The organism is Chengkuizengella marina (assembly GCF_009910845.1).
Lineage (GTDB): Bacteria > Bacillota > Bacilli > Paenibacillales > KCTC-33759 > Chengkuizengella > Chengkuizengella marina.
Map to the genome: position 1 here is coordinate 37,192 of NZ_SIJB01000012.1, position 12,452 is coordinate 49,643.

Sequence of the window (12,452 nt, forward strand, 5' to 3'; positions counted from 1 at the left end):
TATACAAACAGTACAGTCAGATGGGAGTTATGGTGATGAGGAAATGATCACAGATCCAGCTACTCTAGATGTGTTAAAAGAGGTATTAGGAGATATAAAGTGGAACCCAAATATAGAGGTTAATATTGGACAAGAAGAAGTAAAAGCTAATTTCTTTTATAGATATGATAAAAATATGCCTGAAAGAATTGTTAAATATAGAATGTGGTTTAATGAATATGGTGAAGTAAATATTTTAAGTAATCTTAAATATGAAAATTATGGGAAATTATCTGGGAAACATGCTCAGGAATTAAAACGATTGGTAATCAATCATTGAGCCCTAATCGAATGCACAATCCTTGTGTGGCTCAATATATGGTGATGTTTTTTTAAAAAAATTTAATTATTGGAGTTACCCTGTACTTTGTTTATATAACTTTTTCAAATAAATAGCTCCTCCTTTTATCTTATAAACTATAAAAGATGCCCCATAAGGAGCATCTCATTATAAAAATCTTCTTTGCATCTTTCCCTCCTTATATGAAAATACAACGGATTTATCTTCTATCTTAGTTTCCAAATGAACGTTTTTTCCCCATAATTGCTCTAAATAAGGGAGGGTTCGTTCAGTATATTTTAAATCTAGTTCCAGTCCTTCATATTCATGTTTAATATATAACTCTCCGTTATTTTGGAAATTGCCATTTTCTATTACAAGATATGGGAAACCACCATTGGTTCTAGATGAAACAAGTTGATCTCTTATATTTTCCCATGTTTTATCAGTAATTTTCCATTCCCGACCTTGTTTTTCAAAAATATAAAGGTCTAAATCTTCAACAAGCTCTTTAGTTAAATAGTTTCTTATAAATGAAGTATCTGAATCAATTTCGCGAACCTCGAATATTTTATTTCTATCCCAACGCTTTTCAATGTCCTCGAAAATCTTTATTCCTAAATAATAAGGATTTAACGTTTGTTGTGATGGCTGAACAACAGAGGAATTTAATTTTGCGAACTCAACTGTTTCTTCCGAGGTTAGATCCATTTCTCTTAAAATGCGAACGTGCCAGTATGATGCCCAACCCTCATTCATGATTTTCGTCTGAATCTGTGGCCAAAAGTATAACATCTCTTCTCGTAACATGGATAGAATGTCACGTTGCCAATCTTCCAAAATAGGAGAATGCTCTTCAATAAACCACATAATATCTTTTTCAGGTTTGTTGGGGAATTTTAAAACTGGTTTTTCAGATTCATCCTTCTTTTTAGTTTGTTTTGATTGATTTTCTAAATCCCACAGGTCTTCAAACCCAGTTTTTATTTCAGTATTTTTTTCGTTTTTCATTTCTTTCTTACTTTGATCTGTATTATATTTTCTAAAAAGACTAGGATCAACATGTTCCTGTATGGCAAGAACGGCATCAATAAACTTTTCTACATTTTCAGTACCATGTTCATATTCATATTGATGTATTCTTTCTGCTGTGGAAGACATGCTATTGATCATATCTCGATTCGTATTTGAAAAATGTGCATTATTTTTGAAAAAATCACAATGAGCCAGTACATGTGCAACAATTAATTTGTTTTGGATCAAGGAATTTCCATCTAGTAAAAAAGCGTAACAAGGGTTTGAATTAATGACAAGCTCATAGATTTTGCTTAGCCCTAAATCATATTGCATCTTCATTTTATGAAAGGTTTTTCCAAAACTCCAGTGCGAGAATCGAGTTGGCATTCCATAAGCCCCAAAAGTGTAAATAATATCAGAAGGGCAAATTTCATAACGCATCGGGTAAAAATCAAGCTGAAACTCTTTGGCGATTTCAACTATTTTTTCAATTGCTTTTTCAAGTTGTTTCATTTCTTCAACATTCAATATTTTCACCCCACTTCAGGTTTAGAAAAGAAGCTTTTTAATGCTTTGAAAACTTCTCCTTTTTCACGAATGATACAATGGCGGAAAGTAGGATGCTGTATATTCCGATATGCTGACATCAATGTAGAGCTACGATTGTATTGATTTACTTCACCATAACCAAACATATTGCTTTTTTCTAACAATTTACTTATTAATTTCGTACACCTTTCATTATCTGAAGTTAAATTATCTCCATCAGAAAAATGAATAGGGTATATATTGTAATTTTGTGGTGAATACCTGGTCTCAATGATTTCTAGTGCTTTTTTATAGGCAGAAGAACATATGGTACCTCCACTTTCACCTTTTGTAAAAAATTCCTCTTCTGTAACTTCCTTTGCTTCTGTATGATGTGCGATAAAGATGATTTCAACATGTTCATATTTTTTTCTTAAGAAACGTGTCATCCAAAAGAAAAAGCTGCGTGCAATATATTTTTCAAAACTTCCCATTGATCCAGATGTATCCATAATCGCCATGATTAAAGCATTAGACTGTGGTTTTGTGATTTCATCCCATGTTTTAAAACGAAGATCATCGGGGGAAATGCCGTGAATGCCCGGTTGACCTGTAGAAGCGTTTCGTTTTAAATTTTGTAAAATGGTTCTCTTTTTATCTATATTGGACATAATGCCTTTTTTACGTATATCATTAAACTCAATATCTGTGACTTTTAATAAGTCTTTTTCTTTTTGTTTTAAATAAGGTAATTCAAGTTGACTAAAGAGCATCGTTTCAAGTTCTTCCATATCAATCTCAACCTCGAAATAATCCTCTCCTGGCTGATTGCCAGCACCTTCTCCTTTACCTGCACTGGATGGAGCTGGCTCTTGACCTAAGACATCTCCTACTTTACTTTCTCCATCTCCTTGACCAACATGTTTATTTTTATTGTAATTAAAACGAAATTTATACTCATCTAAGCTTTTGATAGGCACTTTAATGATTTTTTTTCCATTAGATAAAATGATGCTTTCATCTGTTATGAGATCAGGCAGGTTTTGTTTTATTGCTTCTCTTACTTTTTCCTGGTGTCTAGTTTGATCTTGGTACCCTTTTCGATGTAATGACCAATCTTCTCTGGAAACGATAAACGATGAACTCAACGTCTCTACCCCTCCTTCCTGTTTATATCAATATATTCAACATACAGGGTGTTATGTGAACAAGAATATAAAAAAACATGGAAAGATGGACTTTTAACTCATAACTTATAATTCTGTTTATGTTCTAGAACTTGACAAATATTAAGTTTTTTAAGCATCAATATGTCTAAACGTTATATTTATGATGTCATTGGAAAATCCTAAAAAACTCTCTCCACAATGGGAAAGAGTTTGAATGAAGTACAATTTTACTTAGGAAGTATTAATTTGAGCAAAGATAAGCTAGTGTCATTTCTTATGAGGAATAAGTACTGGTAGAATAAGTTCCTATGACAATAGAAAGTAAGAGTAGAACAACAGTAGCTAAAATAGGAAGTAAATTCAATATGGTGCCAAGGATAGGGAATAGTTTTTTTCTATTTTTAATAAATAGAGAGACAATTCCGATTATGGCTCCAATGATTTGAATGAACAAGAGTATCAGTATAACTAATATAGATGTAATGAATAAAGGTTGACTAGAGACTAACTCTAGTATTTCCTCTTCTGTGGGCTCATCAGAAATGTATATATCATTGACAGATACGGATAGTAAAATAATCATGACAACTGCCAATATAATACAAAGGATACCAATAATAAAAGATGCGATTCCTAGACCCGAATGTTTTATTTTTACTTCAGTACTGTCATTCGTAAGTTGGTTATTTTCAGAATTCATAATTTACCTCTCTAAAATGTTTTATTTAACATATTAATAAATAACATTTATGGTTTAAAAAATCAACTTATCCCTGTCCATTAACTAGAAAATTTGTTGTTATTTTATTTATCCTTCAAATTATGACGTCATTTTGAAGGCAAATTATGTAAGGAAAATAGCAGGAATTTGTAGATTTATGGAGAATAGTATTTGTTAACATGGACGTGGCAGTATTTAGGGACCTTATTGTCAATTTTCTCATTATAATATTATTTCCTAATAATAGAGGAGTGTCAGTGTAATCATGAAAAAAGAACTAGAAAGAAGCATAAATACACAGAGATTTCTAATTATTCTATTATATATTTTTCTAGTTAATGTATGGACAATCATGAGCGGTGGATTTTGGTTATTATTTTCATTTTCAATTGTTACAATACTCATTTTAGTATCTTTTTATATAAGGGATACCAAAAATATTAAAAAAATGTTAGATCTAATTATGAAGTCGGAGCGAAAAAAAACAGAAGACAATATAAAACAGCTCATTTATTATGATGATTTAACTGGACTTCCAAATCGAAGACTCTTTCAAAAACAATTAGATGAAGTCATTTATCATATTAAAAAGAATAAAACCAATTTAGCTGTAATGACAATAGATATCGATAGATTTAAATTAATAAATGATTCATTAGGTCATGATTTCGGTAATATTTTATTAATGCAAATTGCTGAAAGACTAAACCGATGTATTACGGAAAATGATTTTGTAGCACGAATAGAAGGGGATAAATTTTCTATTTATTTAATCGGGTTAAATAAATCAGAGGAACTTGAATCAAAAGCATTTCATTTAATTCAAGTTATGGAAGAAGTATATACGATCCAAAATCATAACATTCACATTTCTGCATGTGCTGGTATTTCAATATATAACCACAATGCAAATGCTGATTTATTGATAAAACAAGCTGATATTGCATTATATAATGTGAAGGAAAAAGGTAAGAGCAATGTTCAAATATATACTTCTTCGATGAATAATACATCCTTGGAAAGATTTAATTTGGAAAATGATATTAGACGTGCGATTGAAAATGGAGAATTTGTATTGTATTATCAACCACAAATAAATACTGATAACAATGAAATCGTCGGAGTTGAAGCACTAATACGCTGGAATGATCCTATAAAAGGCCTTGTATCTCCAAGTCATTTTATTCCGATTGCAGAAGAAAGTGGAATGATCATAGATATCGAAAATTGGGTGATTAAATCAGCTTGTGAACAAAATAAAGCATGGCAAAATGAAGGACTTCCTAAAATTCCAATCTCTGTTAATCTCTCAACCAGGCATTTTCTCCAGCCAAATATTGTAGAAATGGTCACACAAGTATTAGAAGAAACGGGGTTGGCCCCTCAATTTTTAAATATTGAAATTACAGAGAGTATGAGTGTAGATATTGATAGAGCAATTACTACTTTGCAAAAGTTAAAGAAATTAGGGGTGCAAATCAGTATAGATGATTTTGGGACAGGATATAGCTCTCTTAACTATTTAAAGAACTTTCCAATACATAAGTTGAAAATTGATCGATCATTTGTTAGAGATATTAAAAAAAATCCAAATGATGCAGCTATAGTTTCCACAATTATTTCTATGGCACATCATTTAAATCTTGAAGTGATAGCTGAGGGTGTTGAATCTGCTGAACAGTTATCTTATTTAAATAATAATCGTTGTAAAATTGTACAGGGTTACTTTTTTAGTCCACCTGTTACAGCGCAACAATTACAATTAAAGTTGTTGAAAAATAACTTTGGTTAAAAACAACCTGCAAAGAATCAACCTCATTTTTTGGGGTGTGAGATTTGTTTTTGGGGTACATAATAGGTATTTATCCTCGCACTGTCTTATGAATCTAAACATATATTAGCATCAAGAAAGTGTAAGGAGTTGCATGCCAATGTTTCGAGTTGAACCCATTATAATTGATGATCTGGTTGCAACAGGTATAGAAGTCAAGCTGCCAAAAACTACATTGTTAGTTGTTACTACAAATAAAGGATATATTATGTGCGGTGCATTGGATGTCGCTTTATTAAATGAAAAGCTAAAGGATAGAAATATTATAGCAGGTAGAGCGACAGGAGTTCGCACTTTAGAAGAACTATTAGATGCTCCTATGGAATCTGTCACTTATGGAGCAGAGAAGCTTGGAATTTATGCAGGTACATCAGGTCGTGAGGCTATTCGTAAAATGATGTAGGTGAAGAAAATAAAACGCCAATTTCCAAAGAACCTAATAAACCACACACCAGTGGTTATGAAGGTTCTTTGCTTTATTTATTATTGTTTCATATGTGTTTATTTATGAGAAAAAAGTATCGTTTGTAAATTTTTACATAATTGTGGTGTGAATTTTATTATAAAATTTTCGTAAAGTTTCCTTTTATATCCTTTTTATTGTGACATTTGTCACATACATGAATGTCATTTTAAAGTAAATTGATACCATACTAAAGGATAGGGAGAGATGTGGAATGTTCTGTCATCAATGTGAACAAACGCCATCAGGTGGATGTAATGTAATTGGTGTATGTGGTAAAAATGAAACAATTGCAAGTTTACAAGATACCATTATTTTTGCTTTAAAAGGTATTGCAGCATATAGAACTCATGCTCATCAACTAGGATATACAGATTCTTTTGTAGATCAAACAACACATGAAGCGTTATATATGACATTAACAAATTCCAATTTTAATACACAAGAACATATTGATATGGCTATGAAGGTAGGTAAAGCAGCTATTAAAGTAATGGAACTGTTAGATAAAGCACATACAGATCGACTAGGGATTCCTGAGCCTGCGATGGTTACTCAAAATAAAATTGAAGGTAAATGTATTGTAGTTACAGGACATAATTTGTTAGCATTAGAAGAATTGTTAAAACAAACAGAGGGTAAAGGAATAAATATTTATACTCATTCAGAAATGTTACCTGCTCATGGATATCCTCATTTAAAAAAATATGCTCATTTAAAAGGAAATATTGGAAAGGCTTGGTTTGATCAAAGACGTTTGTTTGAGAAATTCCCAGGTGCTATTTTAGCTACTACCAATTGTGTTATGCCAATTAAAGGAAGTTACGATGATCGATTTTTTTCTTATGATATAGCAGGCTTAGAAGGTGTTCATAAAATAGAAAGAAATGATTTTCAACCTTTGATAGAAAAAGCGATTGAATTGCCTGAAGCAAATGTCCATTCAGATGAAACATTAACCACTGGTTATCATCATGAAACGGTAATTGGACTGGCTCCAGAAGTAATTCAAGCTGTAAAGGATGGTAAAATAAAACGTTTCTTTGTGATTGCAGGTTGCGATGCGCCAGGAACGGGTGGAGAATACTATCGTGAGTTAGCACTGTCTTTACCTAATGATACAGTTATTTTAACAACATCTTGCGGGAAATTTAGATTTAATGATGTGGATTATGGAACAGTACCTGGTACAGACATTCCTAGATATTTAGATTTAGGGCAATGTAATAATTCAGTTTCTACTGTGAAAATAGCACTTGCATTAGCAAATGCATTTGAATGTGATGTCAATGAACTCCCAGTAAGCATAGTCCTATCGTGGTTTGAGCAAAAAGCAGTAGCAATCTTATTGGGATTATTTAGTTTAGGAATTCAAGATGTTCGAATAGGACCTAAACCACCTGAGTTTATTTCAGAAGGGGTATTAAATGTACTACAAAATGCATTTAATTTAAAACTCACAGGTAATGTTCAAGAAGACATGAAAGAAATGTTAGTGAATTAGACTTTCCAGAGTATCACTAATCAAAAATATAATATATAATAATCAATTGATGTTTGCCTCATGATATAGTATTATTTAGTTTAAAAATAAAGCTACAAGTTAGAAGTTCATTTAACTTGTAGTTTTTTAGTAAGAATATATAAATTGTTAAAATGTAAGTTTGAAAAAACTAAGGGTATAGTCTTTCTCTTAGACAGAATGCTATTGTTGTCAGCTCATAAATGTGCTGAATTAGGCCATAAGGATGTGGGAGCTTTTGTTCCAGTTAAATTTTTATTGTTTAATTAAAAGAGCTTCTGTAAAAAGTCTCACTATCGTTTTTTTGTATGTATCACTTGAAATTAACGATGCAATTTGTTCATCTTTAAATCGTTCTTTTAAAATAAAAGATGTTAGGATACTTGAAAAAAATAATAAACTTATTGAATCAGATTCAAAAGATTTAATCTTTCCTTTTTCTTTCATAGTATCAAAATATTTGACTAAAATTTTCCCATTCATATATTTATCTGGAAGGCTAATTTTTTCTCTAAGGATGAATTTGATGATCTGCTTATTTTTATTAAGCTCTCTTTCAATTATAGTTAAAATTTTAGATAAATCTTCTTCTAAGTTATATACAGCTTCATTCTCAAGGTAATTAACAATTAGTGGAAGAGGAGTTGTGACCATGTTGTTAATCTGCTCAAGAATTTTTATTTTCTTACCAAAATGTCGATAAACGGTTAGTTCTTTTAATTCTGCTTTTTCTGCAATTTCTTTTATTGCTGTTGCTTTATATCCTTTCTCAGAAAATAACTCAAGAGAAGCATTGATTATTTTTTCTTTAGTAGATAACTTTTTATCCAAAAATTCCTAACTCCTTCCTATATGGGCTTATTTTTTATTATATAGGTTAACTATTTAAGTTTCAATTTTATTAATTTCTACATAAAAATGAAAAGTACAAGTACTTTCTAAACAAAAATGTATAAAAAATATAAAAAAAGACTTTATTGCAATGAGTGGTTAAGTTATAATAAAATTAATCATTGAGAATCATTGAGAATCATTTGAGAACTATTATTATATAGTTTTCATTTTAAAAATAAAAGGATGTTGGAGGGAACATTAGAAATGAGCAATTCACCAAAGTTTGTCATCGATGGATTAAAAGCGACTATCGAAAACAAAGAGATTTTAAAAGGGATCAATCTTGAAATTAAAGGTGGCGAAGTCCATGCTATTATGGGACCAAATGGTACTGGTAAAAGTACCTTGGCTTCAGCAATCATGGGACACCCAAAATATGAAGTAACGGAAGGAACAGCAACACTAAATGGTGTAGATTTGCTTGAGATGGAAGTTGACGAAAGAGCACGAGCGGGTGTGTTTTTAGCAATGCAATATCCAAGTGAAATCACAGGAGTAACGAATGCCGATTTCTTGCGTAGTGCTATTAATGCCAAACGTGAAGAAGGCGATGAAATTTCATTGATCAAGTTCATTCGTAAAATGGAAGGTAAAATGGGAGAACTTGAAATGAATCCTGAATTCATGCACCGTTATTTAAATGAAGGTTTCTCTGGTGGAGAAAAAAAGAGAAACGAAATTTTACAAATGGCTATGTTAGATCCTAGTGTTGTTATTTTAGATGAAGTTGATTCTGGTCTTGATATTGATGCTTTGAAAATTGTTGCAGATGGTGTAAACAATATGCGCAGTGAGGAAAGAGGATTTTTAATTATTACTCACTATCAACGTTTACTTGACTATATTACACCAGATTTTGTACATGTAATGATGCAAGGTCGAATCGTTAAATCAGGTGGTCCAGAATTAGCAGAGCGTTTAGAAAGCGAAGGTTATGATTGGATTAAAGAAGAATTAGGCATTGAAGATGAAACTGTAGGTCAAGAAGAAGAAGAGTTTAAAATGCCAATGAATACAGTGGCACCTGAGTTCAAATAAGTAGGAGGAATTTTGTATGACAACTCAAATCATTCTTCCAATTGACCAAAGTGAAGTTCAAGCTTTATCAAAAAGCAAAAATGAACCAGAGTGGTTATCCAGTCTTCGTTTAGAAGCTTTGACATTAGCTGGCCAATTGGACTACCCAAAATTAGAAAAAACAAATTTAAACCGTTGGAGCATTGATTCTTACGGAAAATATAAATCATCAGATTCTATAAAATCTTTAGCTGATTTACCTCAAAAATTCCAAACATCTTTGCAAGATCAAAAAGATAATTTGTTAGTACAGCGAAATTCAAATGTTGTTTTTCAAACTTTATCTGATGAACTTACTAAACAAGGAGTTATTTTTACAGACTTAGAAACAGCTGCTAAAGAACATTCAGAGTTAGTACAGAAATACTTTATGCAAGCTGTGAAGAAGGATGAAAATCAGTTAACAGCAATCCATACTTCACTATGGTCTGGGGGGGTATTTTTATACGTTCCTAAAAATGTACAGGTTGAGATTCCTTTACAAGTTTTATTTTTGAATGAAGATGATACTTCTATTTTTTCACCACATGTATTAATTGTTGCTGAAAGTAATAGTTCAGTCTCGTATGTAGATCATGTAACTTCTGAGGGAGTTGCGAACGATTTAGTTCATAATAGCATCGTTGAGGTATTTGTAAAACCTGGAGCAAAAGTGCAGTTTTCAACACTTCATAATTTAAATGGCAAGATCACAGATCTTAGCTACCGGAGAGCGGTTGTCGAAAATGACGGAAGTATTGAATGGATTATTGGAGAAATGAATGATGGAAATTGTATGTCTGATACAAGTTCTATTTTAAAAGGGAACGGCTCTACATCCGATGCAAAAATTGTATGTATTGGTACTAATGATCAAAAACTAAACATCACGACAAACGCGACTCATTTTGGTAAGAGCTCAGATAGTGACATGATTACAAGAGCGGTTATGAATGATAATTCAACTGCGATTATTAATGGAGTAACTAAAATTGAACATGGTGCTAAAAATGCAAACGGAGAGCAGACTGAAAAAGTATTAATGTTAAGTCCTACCGCTCGTGGTGATGCAAACCCAATGTTATTAATTGATGAAGATGAAGTAACAGCAGGTCATGCAGCAAGTGTTGGTCAAGTAGATAAAAATCAAATTTATTATTTGATGTCTCGTGGAATCTCAAAAGAAACAGCAGAAAGATTAATTATTTATGGATTTTTAGCACCTGTTGTATCTCAAATTCCAATTAAGCAAGTTGCCGATCAGCTACAAGCTCTAATTGAAGGAAAACTTGAACGATGAACGCTCTAGAGATAAAAAAATTATTTCCGATATTGAATCAGGAAGTCAATGGCCATCCACTAGTATACTTGGATAGCGCGGCAACTTCTCAAAAACCCATTCCTGTAATAGAAGCTTTACAGAAATATTATGAATACGATAATTCTAATGTACATCGTGGTGTTCATACGCTAGGAACTAGAGCAACGGATGCATATGAAGGGGCTAGGGAAAAACTTGCCCGATTCATTCATGCCAAGTCTACACAAGAAATTATTTTTACAAGAGGAACAACTACAGCCATTAATCTTGTGGCTGGAAGTTATGCTAGACAGGTATGTAACCCTGGTGATGAAATTGTAATAACGCCAATGGAACATCACAGTAATTTAATTCCATGGCAGCAAGCAGCCAAAGCGACGGGGGCTACTTTAAAATATATACCCCTGCAATCTGATGGTTCCATTCGTTTAGAAGATGCTGAGGAAGTCATTACAGATAATACCAAAGTTGTAGCTATGACTTATGTATCTAACGTTCTAGGGGTTGTAAATCCGATTAAAGAAATTGCAGAAATTGCTCATCGTAAAGGTGCAGTCATTTCCATTGATGGAGCACAAAGCACACCACATAAAAAAGTGGATGTCCAAGACTTGGATTGTGACTTTTATGCTTTATCTGCTCACAAGATGTGTGGACCAACCGGAATTGGGGCACTCTATGGGAAAAAAGAATTGTTGGAAAAAATGGACCCCATTGAATTTGGTGGAGAAATGATTGATTTTGTTGATTTGTATGAATCAACTTGGAAGGAACTACCTTGGAAATTTGAAGGGGGTACTCCAATCATAGCTGGTGCAGTAGGATTAGGTGCTGCGATTGACTTCTTACAAGACATTGGTTTAGACGAAATTGAAGCACATGAAAAGAAACTGGCAGCATATGCTTTGGAAAAAATGAAGGAAATCGAAGATATTCAAATCTATGGACCGCTAAATAATCGAGCAGGTTTAATTACTTTTAACTTAGGAGATGTTCATCCACATGATGTTGCAACTGTGTTAGACTCTGAAGGGGTAGCAGTAAGAGCTGGACATCATTGCTGCCAACCACTTATGAGGTGGTTGGATGTTTCTGCAACAGCTAGAGCAAGTTTCTATTTATATAATACAGAAGAAGATGCGGATCGATTGATCGATGCTTTAGTAAAAACAAAGGAGTATTTTGGTCATGAAATTGGATGATTTATATAGAAGAGTGATCATGGACCATTATAAAACCCCGAGAAATCGTGGTGAATTAGATGAAGGTGCAGTAACCGTTCATTTAAACAATCCAACATGTGGGGATCGTATATCATTACAAATGCAAATTGCGGATGGAATTGTAAATGACGCTAAATTTTCAGGAGAAGGTTGCTCCATTAGTCTTGCTTCTGCTTCCATGATGACAGCTGCGATTAAAGGTAAAAAACTAGATGAAGCTTTAAAAATGGCAGATGATTTTTCTGATTTAATGAAAGGTGAAACACCTGAGTTTGAATATGAAGATATTGAAGCTTTATCAGGGGTGAATAAATTCCCTGCACGTATTAAATGTGCTACTCTTGCTTGGAATGCAATGAGAAAAGGCATTGAAGAGAATAATAAATAA

Annotated in this window: 12 protein-coding genes; 8 read left to right on the forward strand and 4 right to left on the reverse strand. The window is 32.5% G+C overall.

Going from position 1 to position 12,452, the window contains the following annotated elements:
• Nucleotides 1-43 precede the first annotated feature (43 nt).
• Complete coding sequence (locus ERL59_RS04490) at nt 44-319, forward strand: hypothetical protein (protein WP_160644962.1); 276 nt, start codon at nt 44-46, stop codon at nt 317-319.
• A 168-nt stretch (nt 320-487) separates the two neighbouring features.
• Here ERL59_RS04490 and ERL59_RS04495 read toward each other — a convergent pair whose 3' ends face one another.
• The 3 genes from ERL59_RS04495 to ERL59_RS04505 form a co-directional block, all read right to left on the reverse strand.
• Nucleotides 488-1,849 (reverse strand): SpoVR family protein, encoded by a 1,362-nt coding sequence (locus ERL59_RS04495; RefSeq protein WP_407925682.1) that lies wholly within the window; start codon nt 1,847-1,849, stop codon nt 488-490.
• Nucleotides 1,850-1,869: 20 nt separating this feature from the next.
• Nucleotides 1,870-3,012 carry a sporulation protein YhbH gene (gene yhbH, locus ERL59_RS04500; RefSeq protein WP_160644965.1) on the reverse strand — a complete coding sequence of 381 codons (1,143 nt, stop codon included), beginning with the start codon at nt 3,010-3,012 and terminating at the stop codon, nt 1,870-1,872.
• Nucleotides 3,013-3,307: 295 nt separating this feature from the next.
• On the reverse strand, nt 3,308-3,733 hold the full coding sequence (locus ERL59_RS04505) for a hypothetical protein (protein WP_160644966.1): 426 nt from the start codon (nt 3,731-3,733) through the stop codon (nt 3,308-3,310).
• A 286-nt stretch (nt 3,734-4,019) separates the two neighbouring features.
• On the opposite strand from ERL59_RS04505, the gene ERL59_RS04510 reads away from it, so the two are divergent.
• The 3 genes from ERL59_RS04510 (at nt 4,020) to hcp (ending at nt 7,552) form a co-directional block, all read left to right on the forward strand.
• The gene (locus ERL59_RS04510; protein ID WP_160644967.1) at nt 4,020-5,546 is read left to right on the forward strand and encodes a putative bifunctional diguanylate cyclase/phosphodiesterase; all 1,527 of its coding nucleotides are present in this window, start codon (nt 4,020-4,022) and stop codon (nt 5,544-5,546) included.
• 139 nt (nt 5,547-5,685) lie between these two features.
• Nucleotides 5,686-5,988: a YunC family protein gene (locus ERL59_RS04515; protein WP_160644968.1), complete on the forward strand. Its 303-nt coding sequence runs from the start codon at nt 5,686-5,688 to the stop codon at nt 5,986-5,988.
• 274 nt (nt 5,989-6,262) lie between these two features.
• Complete coding sequence (hcp, locus tag ERL59_RS04520; protein ID WP_160644969.1) at nt 6,263-7,552, forward strand: hydroxylamine reductase; 1,290 nt, start codon at nt 6,263-6,265, stop codon at nt 7,550-7,552.
• Nucleotides 7,553-7,825: 273 nt separating this feature from the next.
• Here the strand turns inward: hcp and ERL59_RS04525 are convergent, their stop codons facing one another.
• Nucleotides 7,826-8,401 carry a TetR/AcrR family transcriptional regulator gene (locus tag ERL59_RS04525; protein WP_160644970.1) on the reverse strand — a complete coding sequence of 192 codons (576 nt, stop codon included), beginning with the start codon at nt 8,399-8,401 and terminating at the stop codon, nt 7,826-7,828.
• Between the two features lie 267 nt (nt 8,402-8,668).
• Here ERL59_RS04525 and sufC point away from each other — a divergent pair, with 267 nt between their 5' ends.
• From sufC to sufU, 4 genes are read left to right on the forward strand one after another with little or no spacing between them, the layout of a single operon-like run.
• Complete coding sequence (gene sufC / locus ERL59_RS04530; protein WP_160644971.1) at nt 8,669-9,502, forward strand: Fe-S cluster assembly ATPase SufC; 834 nt, start codon at nt 8,669-8,671, stop codon at nt 9,500-9,502.
• A 16-nt stretch (nt 9,503-9,518) separates the two neighbouring features.
• Nucleotides 9,519-10,820: a Fe-S cluster assembly protein SufD gene (gene sufD, locus ERL59_RS04535; protein ID WP_160644973.1), complete on the forward strand. Its 1,302-nt coding sequence runs from the start codon at nt 9,519-9,521 to the stop codon at nt 10,818-10,820.
• The gene (locus ERL59_RS04540; RefSeq protein ID WP_160644975.1) at nt 10,817-12,043 is read left to right on the forward strand and encodes a cysteine desulfurase; all 1,227 of its coding nucleotides are present in this window, start codon (nt 10,817-10,819) and stop codon (nt 12,041-12,043) included. The genes sufD and ERL59_RS04540 overlap by 4 nt, the downstream gene beginning before the upstream one ends.
• On the forward strand, nt 12,030-12,452 hold the full coding sequence (gene sufU, locus ERL59_RS04545) for a Fe-S cluster assembly sulfur transfer protein SufU (RefSeq protein WP_160644977.1): 423 nt from the start codon (nt 12,030-12,032) through the stop codon (nt 12,450-12,452). Before ERL59_RS04540 ends, sufU begins: the two co-directional genes overlap by 14 nt.